Below are 17,576 nucleotides of genomic sequence, written 5' to 3'. Positions count from 1 at the left end.
TCTCGTGGCGTCTTTGCATCCAGAGCGGCGTGGTGCCCGCGGCGGGTACTGCCCCCGCGGGCCGTTCTCGCCTCGAATCCTGCCGGACGTTCAGGTCCGGCGGGCGCCGAAGACGATGTCGTCCCATGCTGGCACTGACTTGCGTCCACGTCGACCGCCTGCGGGGCGATCCCCCCCACGGGTGCCGTTGTTCTGGCGGCCTCGTGACGCACCGGGTCCGTTTGGCTTCTCCGTGCTCGTGTCGTCACCGCTTTCCGTGCTCGATTCATCTTTTTGGGTAACGGAAGGCTTCCGGCTGGTGGCCGCAGCATTTCCGGTCTGGGGGTGTCCGGCGGCGGCTGCCGGGGCCGCAGAGGAGGCGGAGTCGTCGCCTGCCGATGGCGCGGGGGAGTCCGCGGCGGCGGCGTCGGCCGGTTCGAGGTCGGCCGGACGTGCCGCCGGGACAGCGGATCTGGCGCTTGCGGGCCGGCTGCCGGTGCGGGCGACGGCAGCCGCAGAGGCTGACTCCTCGGCCTCGACGGCGCGGGTGGCGTCCGGGCCGTCGGCGCTGGGTCGGGTTGATGTGGTGGAAGTCACAGTCGAGCGGCTGGCCTGGGCGACGGCGGCTCGGGGGTTTTCTCCGGAACGTCCGGAACGCGTCGCGGCGGCGACTGCCGCGTTGCCGACCGTCGCGGCCGGAGTGCTGGCGGCCGGAGCCGCTGGCACCGGTGTGGCCGGCACCGGTGTGGCCGGGGCAGTGGTGGGTCGGGCGGCGACCGGTGCGGCGGGTGCCCGCCGCCCGGTGTTGCGGGGCAGCGAGTTGACCCGGCTGGCAGCGGTCCGCCGCGGCGGCTGGGGCTCGGGCCGGCGGACCTGCCCCTCCGCCTCGATGCCCTCGTGCCCTGCACCCTCGTGGGCCGCGTAGTCGGGCGCCGCGGCCTCGAACGGCGGCCGGTCGGCCGCGGGCAGGTCGGCCTGAACGCCGACTGTGGTCCACGACGGGTCGTGCTCCGGGGATGCCCCAGCGACCTGGACACCCGGCGCGGGCAGGCCGCTCGGGTCGAACCCGCCGGTCGCCGTCTCGGAGTGCTGGGCTGTCTCGGAGCGCTGGGCTGTCTCGGAGTGCTGGGCGGCCATCCCGTGGTGTGGAGCGGCCGTTTCGCGGCGCTGGGCCGCTTCGAAGGCCTGCGCCGGGTCGTAGCCCTGGTCGCCGGCGTAGCCCTGGGCGGGCGGGTAGCCGTAGGTCGGCTCCGGCCCGGCGGTCGGCGCCAGTGGATGGGCGGGACCTGGGGCGGTCTCGTTGCGGCCGGTCGCGGCCGGTTGCGGCCGGTACCCGGGCTCACCCGCGCCCGGGTGGGAGTACGGGCGCACGGGTGCCGTCGGGCCGGTGCCGGCGGGGCGCACGCCGGTGCCACCGAACGCGGCGGGGGCCGATGGCCTGGTGGGCGCGGGGCTGGCCACCGTGGGTCGATCGGTCGGTACCGGGGCATGCTCGGCTGGTGCCGGCGCCACGGGCTGTGCGGCGACGGGCTGTGGCGCCACCCGTGGGGTGGCCGGCGCGGCGGCAGGACGCACCCCGGTGGCCGTCGGGACGTAGCTTGCGGTGCGCGGCGCCGCGGTGGGCGCCTGGGGCTCGAACCCGGCCGCGGGCGCCGCCGGCTGGGCCGGGTCGTCGAGCGCAGTCGGTTCCCAGGGCTGGGCGACGGCCGGGAAGCGGCGACCGTCGGACCCGGCGGCGGGCTGGGTGTGGACGCGGGCGGCAGCCGGCTCGGGCAGTGCCGTAGCGGGCGCCACCGGTGGCGCCGGGAGCCGGGTGGGCACGGCGGTCAGACCCTGGTCGGACACGAGGGTGAGTGCCGGGGCGCCCGTACGCGGCGTGGGTCCTCCGGAGGGGGTTGCCGCCGCCACGGGAACGCCGGTGGCGGGCGGCGTGGCCGGGACGACCGGCGGGGCCGGCGGCTCGACACTCTCCGGGGCCACCAGGGCCCGTGCGGCGTCGTCGTGGGGACGCACGCGGCGGACGACCGGATCCCACGTCCAACGCGCGCAGCGACTCTCCGAGGTGAGCTGGACCAGCCAGATGCCGTCGACACGACGCCAGGCGTCCCACTGCGCGGAGGCGGGGTTGTCCTGGGCGACGACGAGACGGGCATCCACGACCTCACCGAGGGGCCGCCCAGGGCCGCCACCCGGATCCTTCGGGAGCAGCGCCGCCCGCGCCTCCTGGACGACGCGCGCACGTTCGGCCAGCACCGGCCCCTCGTACCGCTCCACCCGTTCCACCGGGATCCCCGCGGCGCGGGCGACCTCCGCAGCCGTCTCGCCGGCGCGCAGCCTGGCCTGGATCTCGCGCGGGGTCAGCGCGCTCTCGGTGCGTACCTCGCTGCGGCGCACGCCACGCAGGGCGGCCCGGAGCCGGTCGTCGACCGGTACCCGGAACTGCTCACCGTCGGTCCTGCCGGTCGCGTCCGCAAGCACGAGGTAGCCGCCGTCCTCGCTGAGTGCGACCGCCCGCAGCTCACGCATGGCGCCTCCTGATCTCCTGAAGCCGTGCCCTGCCCCACCGAAGTGCTGTGCCCCGCCGACGTGCTGTGCCCTGCCGACGTGCTGTGCCCCGCCGAGATGCCGTGCCCCGACGAGGCACCGCGCCGCCAGCCGTGCCCGGCCGTAGCTGCGTACCCGGTCGGGCGGCTCGGGCCGCCCGGACCGCCGTACCTGAACGAGCCGGCGCGCCCGCGCGGACAGCCGTGCCCGTCAGAAGACCCCCGGGGCGGGACACTCGTCGAGGGACGTTCTGGCGGGCAGCTCGGCAGGACGCACCGGAACCCGCCTTCGGCGAGTGCGTCCCGGTAGATGACAGCCTGCCATCGATAGCGCCACTGCGGTGGCTGTCGGCGGGCGACACGCGAAGTCTGACCGAGTCGGGCCGGTCCGCTCGGGCCGGCGAAGGCCGGATGGTCCTAGGGACGGCGACCGCCGGGCGGTCGGGTGGCCGGGCCACGCCGACGCGTGGGACGTGCGGTCGGACGCGGACGGGTCTGGTCACCGAGGCCCGCAAGGGCCGCTCCGACGATGCCGGCCTCGTTCTGCAACTGGGCGGGTACCACCTTCGTCCGGACCTCGAGGGCGTCGAGGAACCGGTCGGCTTTCTTGCTGACACCACCACCAATGATGATGAGATCAGGCCAGAGCAACGCCTCGAGGGTGCTGAGGTAGCGGCCCACCCGCCTGGCCCACTTCTCCCAGGAGAGGTCCTCGCGCTCGCGGGCAGCGTCGGAGGCGCGGGTCTCCGCTTCGTGGCCGTGGACCTCCAGATGCCCGAGTTCGGTGTTGGGCAGCAGCTGGCCGTGCAGGAACAGCGCGGTGCCGATGCCGGTCCCGAACGTGGTCATGATCACCAGGCCGCTGGCCTCCCGGCCGGCGCCGAAGGCCATCTCCGCGATGCCGGCGGCGTCGGCGTCGTTGACGGTTGTGATGTCCGCCGCAGCGGTGGCTGGAGCCGGTGGGGATGGCACCGCGGTGGTGTCGATCCCGGCCTGGGCGAAGGCGGCGGACAGCACCGCCACCGTGTCCGTGCCGATCCAGGCGTCGTCGATGTTCGCCGCCGTCAGTGCCACGCCGTTCTTCACCACCGCGGGCAGTGCGACACCGACCGGACCGGACCACTCGAAGTGGCTCACGACCTCGGCGACGGTCGCCGCCACGGAGCCCGGATCCGCGGGCTGCGGGGTGGGGATCCGGTGCCGAGGGGCGGCGAGCGTTCCGTCCTCGACGTTGACCGGAGCACCCTTGATGCCGCTCCCTCCGACGTCAACCCCGAAGACCTGCATGACCGAGTCCTCCCGTACCGACGGCGTGCGACCGGACAAGTGTCTCAGGCCGGTGGACCATGGTGGCGCCCGCCCGGTCGCGGCGAGCCGCGCGACCGGCGGCTGTAGCGGCGCCGTAGGGCCGAACTGATGGGATGAGCCGGGCCGCGGGCCTCTATACGCTGGGCCGGTGGGGCTGGTTGACATCTTCGGGCGGATCGCGACCGATCTGCGGGTCTCGCTGACCGATCGGTGCAACCTGCGCTGCACCTACTGCATGCCGGCCGACGGCCTGCCCTGGCTGCCGGGTCCGCAGCTGCTCACCGACGACGAGGTGGTCCGCCTGGTCCGCGTCGCCGTCGAGCGGCTCGGTGTCACCGATGTCCGGCTGACCGGCGGGGAGCCGACCCTGCGTCCCGGTCTGGTGGATCTGGTGGCCCGCCTCGCCGAGCTACAGCCACGGCCCCGGCTGGCCCTGACCACCAACGGCCTGCGTCTGGCCGGGCTCGCCTCCGGCCTGCGGGCCGCCGGTCTCGACCGGGTGAACGTGTCACTCGACACCCTCGACGCCGCCCGCTTCGTCGCCCTCACCCGGCGCGATCGGCTGGCGGATGTGCTGGCGGGCCTACAGGCCGCGGTCGCCGCCGGGCTCACTCCGGTCAAGGTCAACAGCGTGCTTCTGCGCGGGGTGAACGACGACGAGGCCACCGCGTTGCTGCGCTGGGCGCTGGACGCCGGCTACGAGCTGCGGTTCATCGAGCAGATGCCGCTGGACGCCCAGCACGGCTGGCGGCGTGCCGACATGGTGCGGGCCGACGAGATCCTGGCCGCCCTGAGCACACAGTTCACCGTGCGGCCCCGGCCCGGTCGCGGCACCGCGCCCGCCGAGCTGTTCGAGGTCGACGGCGGCCCCGGCCAGGTCGGGGTGATCGGCTCGGTGTCCGCCCCGTTCTGCGCGGCCTGCGACCGGGTCCGGCTGACCGCCGACGGGCAGGTGCGCAACTGCCTGTTCGCCCGCGAGGAGAGCGATCTGCGTACCCCGCTGCGTGCCGGCGCCGACGACGACGAGCTCGCCCGCCGTTGGCGGGCCGCGGTGCGGGGCAAGCACGCCGGCCATGGCATCGACGCCCCCGGGTTCCGCCAGCCCGATCGGCCGATGTCCGCCATCGGCGGATGACCGCCACCGCGGCGGGCCCGCCGGATGGTCCCGGCTGGAGCGCGCTGGTCTGCGCGGGCGGTGGTGCGCGCCGGCTCGGCGGCCGGGACAAACCGGCCGTCGTCGTCGGCGGTTCGACGCTGTTGGACCGGGTGCTGGCCGCCACCGCCGACGCGCAGCGCCAGGTCGTCGTCGGCCCCCGGCGGGCGTTGGACGGTCCGTCCAACGCCGTGCACTGGTGCCGGGAGGATCCGCCCGGCGGCGGCCCGCTCGCCGCGATCGCGGCCGGGCTCGCGGCCGTGCACACCCCGTTCGTCGCGGTTCTCGCGGCAGACCTGCCGTTCGTGACCGTCCACGAGATCGGCGCCCTGCGGCGGGCGGCGGGTGAGCCCGCAGTGGACGTCGCCGTCCTCGTCGATCCGGACGGCCGGATGCAGTATCTGGCCGCCGTGTGGCGGACGAGTCGGCTGCGGGCGGCGTTGCCCACCGATCCCGTCGGAGCCCCGGTGCGGGCCCTGTTCGCCGGCCAGGCCGTGGCCGTGGTCCACGCCGATGCTCGCACCTGCCTGGACTGCGACGACGACGCCGATCTCGACCGGGCCCGCCGCCTGGCGGGTCAGCCCATCCGACCGGGGCCGGCCTCGTCCAGGTAGCCGCGCATGTCGATCGCCATGGTGCGCACCGCGTCGTGGTCGGGCTCCTCGCCGGCCTCGCCGTCGCCGCCGCGGGCGTAGCCGAAGGTCAGCCGGGGCAGCACCTGGGTGGGTGTGTCCATGCTGGCGTCCCAGCCGGGCTCGTCACCGGCGAAGGCGGCCGGACCGGACGGCAGATCCCCGGTGCCGGGCACCGCGGTGACGATCGCCCAGTCGACCACACCGAGCACCAGGATCACTCCGAGAGCGGGCAGTGCGACAACCGGATTCCAGGCGGACAAACCGACCAGGGTGAACACCGCCACCACGGTGATTCCGCCGACGAGATGGCGACGGCCGGGACGAAGCGCCGGAACCTTGCGACCGCGCCGATAGTGCGCCATACCACCAGTGTGCCGGACGTCCGGTCCCTCGGCGCGGGTGAGTGCGCGCGCCCACCCGTGAAGATCGGATTCGGCCGGTGCGCGCCGGGTATCGCCGGGCAGGACGACCGCACGGTGACGTCGGGCGCTGGCGCTGCGAAAGGTCCCGATGAGGAAACTGCCCGCTGATCGACGACAGCGGAGGGTATGGCCGGCCACCCTTTCTGGTGAAGATTGTGCGCAACGGCGGCCGTCTGGGCCACACTTTCCAAGAATGCGAAGGACCATGGCCCGACGGCGCACCATGTGTTCAACCTCGCCAGGCTGGAGGTTTGCCGTGGAGGCTCGACGCCGGACGACCGGTCCGCGCCGAACATCCCTTTGCGCCACGTTCGCGCTGCTCAGCGTAGTGGCGGCGGTGATGCTGGCGGCGGGCGGCTGCGGCTCACCGCGTTACCAGTATGTGACAAACAAGAAGGACGGCGCGTTTCTCCGGGTCCCGAACAGCTGGAACCACCAGGAGATGCCGGGTCCCGCGTTGTTCGGGATCGACGCCCGCAACGTCAGTCCGGAGATGCTGCAGGGGCTGATGTCACGCGAATGGGTCGTCGGGCTCGACGCGGGCGCGCGCTTTGACGCCACCCGGCTGCTGGTGCCGGATGCGGCGTTGCCCAAGGGTTTCGCCCAGGTTCGCCACCTGTTGCCCGAGGAGGCGAACGCGGTGTCCACCAACGACCTGCGCAACTTCGTGCTCTCGGTGGACGACGCCCAGGCCGCGCAGGACCAGGCGGTACGCGCCGACCCCTACGGAGCCCGGCTCGCGCCGAGCTTCCTGCTGCTCGCCGACGAGGTCGTCCACAAGAAGGACGGAGTGCACGGTGTGCACCTCGTCTACCAGGTGAAGACCGATGCCGGGCTGGTGACGATCGACCAGACCAGCCTGCTCGACAACGGGCAGTCGGTGCTCTACCAGCTCATTCTCGCGTGCTCATCGCTGTGTTACGCCCAGCACGGAGCGCAGATCGGCGACGTGGCGAAGTCCTTCACGATCAAGCCCACGGACCAGGGGCAGTAGGGATGGGCGTGATGGACCACGCAGACCGGATCACCGATCTCACCGATCTTCCCGACCCCGGGCCGTCCTCGTCCGGCTCCTCCTCGTCGCTGGCCGGTCCGCCCGCCGTGGACCCGGCCGCGAAACCACGGCGTCGGCCGCTGTCGCTGTGGGACCGGTCGAAGTTCCTGCTCCTGCTCGGTGCGGTGTTCCTGTTCGTGGTCGCCGCGGAGGTCTCCGGCGACCCGCTGATGAGCTGGGGTGACGCGCTGCGGATCCAGGCCCGCAAGAGTGCCTGGATTCTGGTCCTGCTCGGCGCCGAAGCGCTGCGCCAGGTGCACATGCTCGTCGGCGAACGCTGGTCGGCCTACTACGTGTTCTGGACCGAGCGGGTGTTCGGTCGGCTCGAGCGGCGCTTCCTGCGGATCAACGACTGGAACCGGTTCCGGCTGTCCCGCGCGGCCAAGTGGATCGTGGGGCTGGCGCTGGCCCTGTTCATCTACGCGCGGTTGTCGCACACCTCCGTCTTCGACGCGTTGGTGAACATCCCCGGCGACCTGTGGGACGCGATTCCCGTCGTCCTGCAGATCGTGTTGCTGATGCTGCTGGTGGTCGGCCAGTTCGTGGTGATGTTCTGGTTCCTGTCCAAGGGCGGCGTCGAGACGTACTTCCCCGAGGACATCACCACCCGTTTCGCGGACGTCTGGGGTCAGGACCACGTCGTGAGCCGGGTGCGGGAGAACGTCTTCTATCTGGAACGTCCGGAGGAGATCGAAAGTCGGGGCGGCCATGTGCCCGGCGGCATCCTGCTGTGGGGTCCGCCGGGCACCGGCAAGACGCTCATCGCCGAGGCGGTCGCCGGCGAGACGGGCAAACCGTTCGTCTTCGTCGATCCGGGCGCGTTCTCGGCCATGTTCGTCGGGGTCGGCCTGCTCAAGGTCAAGTCCCTGTTCCGCAAGCTGCGCAAGCTCTCGCTGCGCTACGGCGGTGTGATCGTCTTCTTTGACGAGGCGGACACGCTCGGGAGCCGCGGCGGGCTCGGCGGCAACTTCGGCGGCGGGGTCGGCACCGGTGCCCGGTCGTTCTTCGCCCGGCAGTCGGCGTCGGCAGCCGCGTCCGCCGCCCATCCGGCCCAGGCCGCCCATCCGACCCAGGCCGCCCATCCGACCCAGGCCGCCCAGGCGGCGGGCCGGCGGCTGTTCGGCGAGCATCCGGTCGGGCCCGGATGCAACGGGCTGTCGTACCTCAGCGCAGCCGCGCAGGCCGAGATCGGCCGCGAACAGTTCGTGGTCGGTGGCGGCGGCGGTGGGGGTGGTTTCGACGGGACCCTGCAGGCACTGCTGACCGAGATGTCCGGGTTGAAGAAGCCCCGTGGCTTTCTCAACCGGGTCGTGCGCCGCACCCTCGGCCTGCGCCCGAAGCCGCCGCCGAAGTACCGCATCCTGGTGATGATGGCGACGAACATGCCGCAGTCCCTGGACGAGGCACTGCTGCGCCCCGGCCGGATCGACCGGCAGTACAAGGTCGGCTACCCGAGCAAGGAGGGGCGGGTGCGGACCTTCGAGGGATACCTCGCGAGGGTGCGCCACGAGCTGACCGCCGAGCAGGTCGACCGACTTGCCGTGATGAGCCCGGAGGCCACCGGCGCGACCATCAAGGACACCGTCAACGAGGCACTGGTGCAGGCGGTCAAGGACGGCCGGGAGGTGATCACCTGGCAGGACATGCTCCGCGCACGGGTGATCAAGGAGTACGGCCTCGCCGACGACCACGAGCACATCGACCGTGAGCGGCACAGCATCGCCCTGCACGAGGCCTGCCACGCCGTCGTCGCCTACCGGATGCAGCGCGGGCGGGTCATCGACCTGGCGACCATCGAACGGCGCGGCGGGGTCGGCGGGTTCGTCGCCCATGTGGCGGTCGAGGACCGGATGTTCATGTGGAAGTCCGAGATCGAGATCCAGGTGATGGTGTCGCTGGCCTCCCTGGTCGGCGAGCGGATGTTCTTCGAGGGGGACAACACCGTCGGTGTCGGTGGCGACCTGCGCAGCGCCACCACGCTGGTGGCGAACTACCTGTCGTCCGCGGCGATGGGCGACACGCTCTCATCCCGGCTGGCCATGCTCGCGCAGGACATGGGCACCCTGTCCCTGGACGCCGACCGCCCCTTCGGTCAGCAGATCGAGAGCAAGCTGCGGGAGCTCTACGAGCGCACCGAGGTGGTCCTGCAGAACAACCGCCGGGAGATCCTCGCCCTCACCCACGCGCTGGAAGAACACAAGACGATCACCGGTGAGGACGTCGAAGCCATCATGGAGGGGGCCGTCGGCCCCACCGTGGACGGCCGCCGTTACCACGAGCCGGACTTCCTGTCGGTGTTCGAGGGCTACCACTCCAACGCGGTCAGCGCGCACCGCGGCCAGACCCACGAGGTGCACCGTCTGCCGGAACTCGGTCGTGCCGCCGCCGAGTCCGGCCGTCAGACCGAAGGGACCGTCGGCGCGGTCGATGAGCGGGAGCGCAGGTGAAGTAGCGCATAGACCGCCGCGGCGAGCGCCGCGCCTGCCGCCAGCAGCAGACCCGCCCGGGGTCCGAACGTCTGGGCCACCCAGCCGGCGATCGGGCCGCCCACCGGCGTCGATCCGAGGAACGCCACCGACCACAGTGCCATCACCCGGCCCCGCATCGCCGGGTCGGCGGCCAGCTGGACGGTGGCGTTTCCGGTCGAGATGAACGCCACGCTGCCCGCTCCCACCAGGACCAGGGCGGCGATCTCCAGCGGCAGCGTCGGCGCGAGCGCCGCCACCAGTAGCACGCCCCCGAACACCGCCGCGATCAGGCCGAGCGGGCGGACGCCGATCCGCCGCCGACGGGCCACGGCGAGCCCCCCGACCACCGCACCCGCGCCCATCGCCGCCGTCATCATGCTGTAGGTCGCCGCACTGCCGTGGAACGTCTCGCGGGCCACCAGCGGAAGCACCACCTGGAACTCGTAGGACAGCGCGCCGATCACCACCATCATGATCAATGGGACCCGCAGCGCGCCGGTCTGCCAGGTGTAGCGCAGGCCGGCCCGCAACTGCCCCGGCGCCCGGCGCACCGGTGATCGGGCGTGCAGCTCGGCGGTGTTCATGTGGTGCAGCGCGAGCAGGACCGCGCCGAAGGACGCCGCGTTGAACAGGAAACAGCCCGCCGTCCCGATGCCCAGGATGATCAGCCCGGCCAGCGCCGGTCCGATGATCCGCGCCGCGTTCATCGTGACCGAGTTGAGCGTGATCGCGTTGGGCAGATGCTCCGGCCCGACCATCTCCTGCACGAAGGTCTGCCGGGTCGGGTTGTCCACCGCGTTGCACAACCCGATGAGCATGGCCGTCACCGCGACCATCCATAGCTGGACTACGCCGGTCAGATCGAGGATGCCCAGGGTGAGCGCGGCGAGCCCGGACCCGGTCTGCGTGATCATGAGCAGCCGCCGCCGGTTCGACCGGTCGGCGATCACCCCACCGTAGGGCCCGAACAGCAGGACCGGCAGGAACTGCGCGGCCGTGACGAGGCCCAGCATCGTGCCCGACGCCCCCAGTGAGAGCACCAGCCAGCCTAGCGCGATCGTCTGCATCCAGGTGCCACACAGCGAGACGATCTGACCGGCGAGGAACAACCGGAAGTTGCGGATCCGCAGGGCGGCGAACGTGCTGCCCGTCTCCGGTGCTGTCGCCCGCGGCGTGGATGTGGGCGCCGCTTCTCGCGGGGTGACGGGCGGCGTGGGCGCGGCCGGTCGGATCGCGATCCGCGGCTGCGTGACGGCGCGAGTCGCCGTGGCCACGCGGGTCGTTGTCTGCGCCGGCCGGCCGGCGTTGTCCACCTGCAGCACCATCCATGCACCTCCAGCAGCAGGAACGCTGCCGGCACGATCGTTATTTCACATCAGGTAAACATTGCGGCGTCCGGATAGCTTGGCGAGCTCGGAGGTGTGATCTATGATCCGAACATGTGTTCGATTCTGGATGGTCGGGTAACGCCGGTGCCGGTGCCGGTGCCGGTGGCCGTCGGGCTGTTGGGGCGCCGCGTCGTCGGGGAAGGTGGTCGGCGGTGATCGACGTCGAGACGATGCTTGCGGGGGTCGTCGCAGCCGAGGTGAGCGAGCTGGCCGATGCCGAGATCGTGGCCCTGGCGGCCGAGCTGCGGCGGCTGGTGGATGCGACCGACGCGTTGTGGATCCGGGCGCTCGCCGAGTTCGACCGCCGCGAGCTGTGGCGGGCCGACGGCGCCCGTTCGGCCGTGGCCTGGCTACGGCGGGAGTGTCGGCTGGTGCATCCGACCACGGCATCCGCCCTGCTGGTCGCGCGGGCCGTGCGGGCCCTGCCGGCCACCGGCGCGGCGTTTCGCGCGGGCGACATCAGTTTCGATCATCTGCGGGCGATCGCGCCGGCCGCCGAGCCACCGCGGTTGGAGATGGCCCGGCAGGCAGATCCGATCTTCGCTCGGGCTGCGCTGTGGATGAATCCGCGGCAGATGAGCAACGTCGTGCGCACCTGGGCGCAGCTGGCGGACGAATGAGCCAGGCGCGCGGGTGTGTGGCACAAGGACGACGGGCCTGGCTGCGTCCGGTCTGGCTGTGTCTGGTCTGGCCATGCGTGGTCTGCTGGCGCGTGGCCTGGCGGCCTCGGCCCCAGGGGCAGTGGGGTCCGAGCGGGTTGGAGCTACAGCGGGATGTTGCCGTGCACGTTCTTGTGCACCCGGGCGTCGGCGAGGGCGCCCGCCAGCGCCGCGGCGACGGCGCTGCGGGTGTCGCCCGGTGTGATGACCGCATCGACGACGCCGAGTTCCACGGCACGCTCCACACCGCCGACGGTGCGCACGTGTTCCTCGGCGAGCTCGGCGAGCACGGTGGGCCGGCGCTGGGCCGGGACGTCCGCAAGCGTGCGCCGGTGCAAAATGCCGACGGCCGCCTCGGCGCCCATCACGGCGATCTGGGCGTCCGGCCAGGCATAGACCGCGGTGGCGCCCAACGAGCTGGAGTTCATGGCGATGTACGCGCCGCCGTAGGACTTGCGCGTGACCACGGTGACCCGCGGCACGGTGCACTCGGCGAACGCGTAGAGCAGCTTGGCGCCGCGGCGTACGACGCCCTCCCACTCCTGGCCCACTCCCGGAAGGTAGCCGGGCACATCGACCAGGACGATGAGCGGAACCCCGAAGGAGTCGCACATGCGCACGAACCGGGCGGCCTTCTCCGCGGACGTCGAGTCCAGGCAGCCGCCGCGGCGCAGCGGGTTGTTCGCGACCACGCCGACGGTGCGTCCGCCGAACCGGCCGAGCGTCGTCACGATGTTCGGCGCCCATTTCGGGTGCAGCTCGACACCTTCGCCGTCGAGCACCGCGCTGACCAGCGGGCGGACGTTGTAGGCGCGGCGCGGGTTCTCGGGCAGGAGGTCGGCGAGCTCGCGGTCCGCCACCTCGCCGATGTCGCGCTGGTCGGCGAGCAGCACCGCGAGTTCCCGGGTGCGCTCCATCGCCTGCTCCTCGGAGTCGCACGTCACGTGCACGACCCCGCTGCGCCGGGAGTGCACGTCGGGGCCGCCGAGGCTGGTGGCGGTGCACTCCTCGCCGGTGACCGAACGCACCACGTCCGGGCCGGTGACGAAGACCTTCGCCTCCGGACCCATGATCACGATGTCGGTCAGCGCTGGCCCGTAGGCCGCGCCACCGGCGGCCGCGCCGAGCACCAGCGACAACTGCGGGATGCGCCCGGAGGCGCGAACGGTGGCGGCGAAGATCCGTCCGACGCCGTCGAGGGAGGCGACGCCCTCCTGCAGACGTGCGCCACCGGAGTGCCAGATGCCGACGACCGGGCAACCCAGGCGCACGGCGGACTCGATGGCGTGGACGATGCGCGCGCATCCGTCTCGCCCCATCGCGCCGCCCTGTACCGTCGGATCCGTCGCGAACGCAACAACTTCGTTGCCGCGGACGAGGCCGTGGGCGGCAACCACACCGGAGGTGTCGGTGGCTGCGAACACGGACAGGGTGTCGGGGTCGAAGAACTGGGCGAGCCGAGCCTCGGGCGTGCGTGGGTCGACTCGGTCGAGCGTGGACAGACTCACCGTGCGTCTCCTTGCCTGAACGGCGTCGGATGGAATCGGCGGAAGGTCGACGTGCGCCCCCCGGGCCTACACGCCGGTTCGCGTCGGTTCACGGTCCGGCGACCATGGGCGCCCGCCAACGAGACGGGCGTGGCCGTGGCAGCGGGGAGCGGCCGGCGTCACGGCGGTGTGCGGCGGTATCTGGTTGCAGGTTGCAGGCCACGCGGTCGGGTGCCGGTAGAACGGGTGGCCGGCTGGTCGTGCCGGGCGGCGGGATGCTCCGCCCGGCACGTCGTTCAGACCGTGAAGGCCAGACAGACGTCGTGACCGCCGAACCCGAACGAGTTCGACAGTGCCGCGCCGGTGCCGATCGTGCGGTTGTCGACGGCCACGACGTCGAGGGCGATCTCGTCGTCGAGCGCGTCGAGGTTGCGGGTCGCCGGGACGGTCCGTTCGCGCAGCGCGAGGATCGTGGCGATCGCCTCCACCGCGCCGGCCGCGCCCAGCAGATGCCCGGTCATCGACTTCGTCGCCGTGATGGCCACCTGGTCGATGTGGGCGCCCAGGGCCGAGCGCAGCGCCACGGCCTCGGCGAGGTCGCCCGCGGGCGTGGACGTCGCATGGGCGTTGATGTGCACGACGTCCGTCGCCGCAAGCGATGCCGAGCGCAGCGCTGCCCGCACCGCCCGGGCCGCACCCGCGCCCTCGGGATCAGGCGCGGCGATGTGGTAGGCATCCGAGCTGATCCCGGCCCCGGCCAGCGCGCCGTGCACCCGGGCACCCCGGGCGAGCGCGTGTTCGGCGGCCTCCAGCACCACGATCGCCGCGCCCTCGCCGAGCACGAAACCGTCGCGGGCCTTGTCGAACGGGCGCGACGCGGTCTGCGGCGTGTCGTTGCGGCGGGACAGGGCCTGCATCTGTGCGAAGCCGGCGATCGGCAGCGCGGCGATCGCCGCCTCGGTGCCGCCGGCGATGACCACGTCCGCTCGCCCGGCCCGGATGATGTCCAGGCCGAGCGCGATCGCCTCGGAGCCGGAGGCGCAGGCGCTGACCGGGGCGTGCACCCCGGCCTTCGCCCCGAACGCGAGCCCGACCGTGCTGGCCGGGCCGTTGGGCATGAGCATTGGCACCGTGTGCGGCGAGACCCGTCGCGGTCCCTTCTCCCGGAGCACATCGTGCTGGGTGAGCAGCGTCAACACCCCGCCGATCCCGGAGGCGACGCAGGCCGCAAGGCGCTCCTGGTCGACCTCGGGGGTGCCGGCGTCGGCCCAGGCCTCGCGGGCGGCGACCAGCGCCATCTGCTGGCTGCGGTCGAGAGTGCGGGCCTCGACCCGGCCCAGCGGGAGTTCGTCCGCAAGCGGTGCGGCGATCTGGACCGGGAGTTCCTCGATCCAGTCCTCGGTGATGCGTCGGGCGCCGGAGCGGCCTGCGAGCAGCCCCTCCCACGTCGTGGCGACATTGCCACCGAGGGGAGTTACTGCCCCGAGGCCGGTGACGACGACCTGCCTGGGGGTGGTGGTCATGCCGCCACACCCGCCCGCTGGATGTACGACACGGCGTCGCCGACGGTCTTGAGGGACTTCACGTCGTCGTCCGGGATCTTCACCGAGAACTTCTCCTCGGCGGCCACGACGACCTCGACCATCGACAGCGAGTCGACGTCCAGGTCGTCGATGAAGGTCTTGTCCGGGGTGACGTCCGACGGGTCGACGCCGGCAACCTCTTCGAGGATGTCGGCGAGACCGGCGAGGATGTCCTGGGACATGGTGGTGCCTCCTGTGCAGTGGGGTCTGGCGGGTGCGCTCGCGGTCAGGCGACCGCCGCGGGCGTTGGCCGCGGTACGTGGGTCGGGGTCAGGGTGGTGGGGCTGGTCATGGGCAGCGCACGACCTGACCGCAGTAGGTCAGCCCGGCGCCGAAACCGAACAGCAGAACCGGATCGCCGCGGCGGATCCTGCCAGCGTCGAGCAGGCTGGCGAGCCCCAGCGGAATACTCGCGGCGGAGGTGTTGCCCGAGTCGACGACGTCGCGGGCGACGGCGGCGTTCGTGGCGCCGATGCCCGTCGCGAGTGCCTCGACGATCCGCAGGTTGGCCTGATGCGGAACGATACCCGCGAGCTGCTCGGGCGCCACGCCGGCCCGCTCACAGATCTGCCGCACCGTCGGTACCAGCGAGATCGCCCAGCGGAACACCGACTGGCCGGCCATCCGGAACAGGTTGTCGTCGCCGCCGGGCACCTGGATCACCTCGTGGCGGGAGCCGTCATGGCCCCATACCGCCGGGCCGATCTCGTCGGTGTCCGAGGCGCCGACCACGGTCGCGCCGGCGCCGTCGGCGAGCAGGATGCAGGTGGAGCGGTCAGCCCAGTCGGTGTAGTCCGAGAGCCGCTCGGTGGCGACGACGAGGACCTGGCGTACACCACCGCCGCGGACCATGTCGGCCGCGGTGGAGACGGCATAGCTGAAGCCCGCGCAGCCGCCGTTGAGATCGAACGCGCCGGCCCGGGCCGCGCCGACCCGGTACGCGATCTGCGGGCCGACCCCGGGGATCTGCGAGGGGGACGTGCAGGTCGCGGCGATGACCAGGTCGATGCTGTCCGCGGTCAGGCCAGCGGCGGCCAGCGCCTTCTCGGCAGCTGCCGCGCCCATCGCGGCCGTGGTCTCCTCGGCGTCGGCGATGCGGCGGGTCGCGATGCCGGTGCGCGAGCGGATCCACGCGTCGGAGGTGTCGACCTGCTGGGCGATCTCGTCGTTGGTGACGAGCCGGGCCGGGCGATACACCCCGAGCCCGAGCAGCCGGGCGCCGGTCACGCCTGCGTCCCGACGAGCGACCCGTCATCGGCGGCGGTGCGTGGTCGCACCTCGTCCGGGACGGTCAGCAGCCCGCCCGGGCCCGCATGCTCGGCGATGAGGTCGCGGGCGGCGGCCAGATCGTCCGGGGACTTCACCGCGACGATCCGCACCCCGGGCAGTTCGCGGCGGGCGATCCCGGCGAGGGTGCCGGCCGGTGGCAGTTCGATGACCGCGGTGACCCCCAGCTCGCGCAGGGTGGCCAGGCACAGGTCCCAGCGCACCGGCGCGGCGACCTGGGTGACCAGCCGCGACAGCAGTTCGGCGCCGTTGTCGACCCGCGCGCCGTCGGCGTTGGACAGGATGGCCACCTCCGGGGACGCGGGTCGCAGCCCGCTGGCCGCCGCGGCCAGCGCCTCGCGCGCCGGAGTCATGTGGTGGGTATGGAAGGCGCCGGCGACCGACAGGGAACGCAGCCGGACCCCCGCGGGCGGTTCCTCGGCCAGGCGGGCGAGGTCCGCGACGGTGCCGGCGGCGACGATCTGGCCGGCACCGTTGCGGTTGGCGGCGGTGAGGCCCAGTTCGGCCAGCCGGGCGGTGACCACCTCGGGGTCACCGCCGAGCAGTGCCGTCATCCCGGTGGCCGTGCGCGCCGACGCCTCGGCCATCGCCCGGCCGCGCAGGGCGACCAGCACCAGTGCCTGCTCGATGGACAGCACACCGGCGAGCGCCGCCGCGGTGATCTCCCCGACGCTGTGTCCGGCCAGCACCAGCGCGTCCGGTGCCGGCAGCGGCCCGGACTCGGGCACCGGGTCCGGGTCCGGGTCCGCCGTGGAGTACAGCGGCAGACCTAGCTGCTCGGCGGCGGCGAGGCCGCTGGCAACGATCAGCGGCTGGGCGATCGCGGTGTCCCGGATCGTCTCGGCCGGTGCGTCGCACCCGGCTGCCAGCAGGTCGACGCCCGCGGCGGCCGACCACCAGCGCAGTCTGTCCTCCACCCCGGGGAGATCGCGCCAGGCGCGAAGCTGTCCGGGGGTCTGTGCACCCTGGCCGGGTGCGAGGATCGCGAGCACCTGTCCACCTAACCCTTCGCGAGGACCACTTGTCGCTGGCGGCGACTCACCGATGTGTCGACCGGGCGTTGTAGACGTCCTACAAACTCATCGACAGTCAGAAGACTTTCGTTCCTGCTGCGCGTATTGGTCACCATCACCGCAAATACCGACGAAATTGCCAGATACGACCGGTTTCGCAGCGCAGTGCTCCGGGCGCGGAACGGATGTGCACATCAGGACTGCCCTGTAGATGACATACCGTCCAGCCGACCCAGGACCAGCGCGACATGCAGGATGAACCGCTCCCGGTGGTCCGCAGGATCGAGCCCGCAGACCTCCGCCGCCTTCCGCAGACGGTAACGCACCGTGTTTGTATGCAGGTAGAGGGCGCGCGCGGTCGCCTCCAGCGAGGAGCCGAAATCGAGGTAGGCGCCGGCCGTCTCCAGCAGCGGCGAGCCGGCGTCCTGCAGGGGTTTGTACACCTCGTCGATGAGAGAGCGGCGGGCGTCGGCGTCGCCGGCGAGAGCGAGTTCCGGCAGCAGTGCCCGGGCCCGCACCGGCCGGGGTGCGGCCGGCCAGGCCGTCACCACGTCGGCGGCGGCGAGCGCGATCCGCGCCGAGCGGGGCGCACCGTGG

The 17,576-nt window shown here is 72.6% G+C and carries 15 protein-coding genes; 5 read left to right on the top strand and 10 right to left on the bottom strand.

Going from position 1 to position 17,576, the window contains the following annotated elements:
* Positions 1-90: 90 nt before the first annotated feature.
* Both sepH and ppgK read right to left on the bottom strand, forming a co-directional pair.
* Positions 91-2,505, bottom strand: coding sequence for a septation protein SepH (gene sepH, locus ND747_RS25705; RefSeq protein ID WP_251736774.1), 2,415 nt, complete (start codon positions 2,503-2,505; stop codon positions 91-93).
* Between the two features lie 434 nt (positions 2,506-2,939).
* Complete coding sequence (ppgK, locus tag ND747_RS25700; protein WP_251736772.1) at positions 2,940-3,809, bottom strand: polyphosphate--glucose phosphotransferase; 870 nt, start codon at positions 3,807-3,809, stop codon at positions 2,940-2,942.
* 169 nt (positions 3,810-3,978) lie between these two features.
* Here ppgK and moaA point away from each other — a divergent pair, with 169 nt between their 5' ends.
* Together moaA and ND747_RS25690 are read left to right on the top strand one after the other, a co-directional pair.
* The gene (gene moaA, locus ND747_RS25695; protein WP_251736771.1) at positions 3,979-4,965 is read left to right on the top strand and encodes a GTP 3',8-cyclase MoaA; all 987 of its coding nucleotides are present in this window, start codon (positions 3,979-3,981) and stop codon (positions 4,963-4,965) included.
* Positions 4,962-5,597, top strand: coding sequence for a molybdenum cofactor guanylyltransferase (locus tag ND747_RS25690; protein WP_251736770.1), 636 nt, complete (start codon positions 4,962-4,964; stop codon positions 5,595-5,597). The genes moaA and ND747_RS25690 overlap by 4 nt, the downstream gene beginning before the upstream one ends.
* On the opposite strand, the gene ND747_RS25685 is transcribed toward ND747_RS25690, so the two are convergent.
* Positions 5,561-5,980, bottom strand: a complete 420-nt coding sequence (locus ND747_RS25685; RefSeq protein WP_251736769.1) for a hypothetical protein — start codon at positions 5,978-5,980, stop codon at positions 5,561-5,563. The two genes, ND747_RS25690 and ND747_RS25685, sit on opposite strands and share 37 nt — an antisense overlap.
* 400 nt (positions 5,981-6,380) lie before the next feature.
* Between ND747_RS25685 and ND747_RS25680 the strand changes: the two genes are divergently transcribed.
* Together ND747_RS25680 and ND747_RS25675 are read left to right on the top strand one after the other, a co-directional pair.
* On the top strand, positions 6,381-7,034 hold the full coding sequence (locus tag ND747_RS25680) for a hypothetical protein (protein ID WP_251736789.1): 654 nt from the start codon (positions 6,381-6,383) through the stop codon (positions 7,032-7,034).
* A 2-nt stretch (positions 7,035-7,036) separates the two neighbouring features.
* Entirely contained in the window at positions 7,037-9,541 is a 2,505-nt protein-coding gene (locus ND747_RS25675) for an AAA family ATPase (RefSeq protein WP_374216323.1), read from the top strand.
* Here ND747_RS25675 and ND747_RS25670 read toward each other — a convergent pair.
* Positions 9,493-10,887: an MFS transporter gene (locus ND747_RS25670; RefSeq protein WP_251736765.1), complete on the bottom strand. Its 1,395-nt coding sequence runs from the start codon at positions 10,885-10,887 to the stop codon at positions 9,493-9,495. The genes ND747_RS25675 and ND747_RS25670 overlap by 49 nt on opposite strands.
* A 215-nt stretch (positions 10,888-11,102) precedes the next feature.
* Between ND747_RS25670 and ND747_RS25665 the strand changes: the two genes are divergently transcribed.
* Positions 11,103-11,570 (top strand): DUF222 domain-containing protein, encoded by a 468-nt coding sequence (locus ND747_RS25665; RefSeq protein WP_251736764.1) that lies wholly within the window; start codon positions 11,103-11,105, stop codon positions 11,568-11,570.
* 143 nt (positions 11,571-11,713) lie between these two features.
* Here the strand turns inward: ND747_RS25665 and ND747_RS25660 are convergent, their stop codons facing one another.
* The 6 genes from ND747_RS25660 to ND747_RS25635 all read right to left on the bottom strand — a co-directional run.
* Entirely contained in the window at positions 11,714-13,117 is a 1,404-nt protein-coding gene (locus ND747_RS25660) for a carboxyl transferase domain-containing protein (protein ID WP_251736763.1), read from the bottom strand.
* A 275-nt stretch (positions 13,118-13,392) separates the two neighbouring features.
* A complete protein-coding gene (gene fabF, locus ND747_RS25655) occupies positions 13,393-14,619 on the bottom strand; it encodes a beta-ketoacyl-ACP synthase II (RefSeq protein WP_251736761.1) in 1,227 nt (408 codons plus the stop codon).
* A complete protein-coding gene (locus ND747_RS25650; protein ID WP_163548692.1) occupies positions 14,616-14,861 on the bottom strand; it encodes an acyl carrier protein in 246 nt (81 codons plus the stop codon). Before ND747_RS25650 ends, fabF begins: the two co-directional genes overlap by 4 nt.
* Before the next feature lie 106 nt (positions 14,862-14,967).
* Positions 14,968-15,906 (bottom strand): beta-ketoacyl-ACP synthase III, encoded by a 939-nt coding sequence (locus tag ND747_RS25645; RefSeq protein ID WP_251736760.1) that lies wholly within the window; start codon positions 15,904-15,906, stop codon positions 14,968-14,970.
* Positions 15,903-16,958 carry an ACP S-malonyltransferase gene (locus ND747_RS25640; protein WP_251736759.1) on the bottom strand — a complete coding sequence of 352 codons (1,056 nt, stop codon included), beginning with the start codon at positions 16,956-16,958 and terminating at the stop codon, positions 15,903-15,905. The genes ND747_RS25645 and ND747_RS25640 overlap by 4 nt, the downstream gene beginning before the upstream one ends.
* A 215-nt stretch (positions 16,959-17,173) precedes the next feature.
* Positions 17,174-17,576, bottom strand: a 403-nt coding sequence (locus ND747_RS25635) for a CdaR family transcriptional regulator (RefSeq protein WP_251736758.1), incomplete at its 5' end; no start/stop codon positions are given.

It is taken from the genome of Frankia sp. R82 (genome assembly GCF_023716925.1).
Classification (GTDB): domain Bacteria; phylum Actinomycetota; class Actinomycetes; order Frankiales; family Frankiaceae; genus Frankia.
The sequence above is the reverse complement of the archived record's forward strand: the minus strand, read 5'-3'. Positions and strand labels throughout refer to the sequence as shown.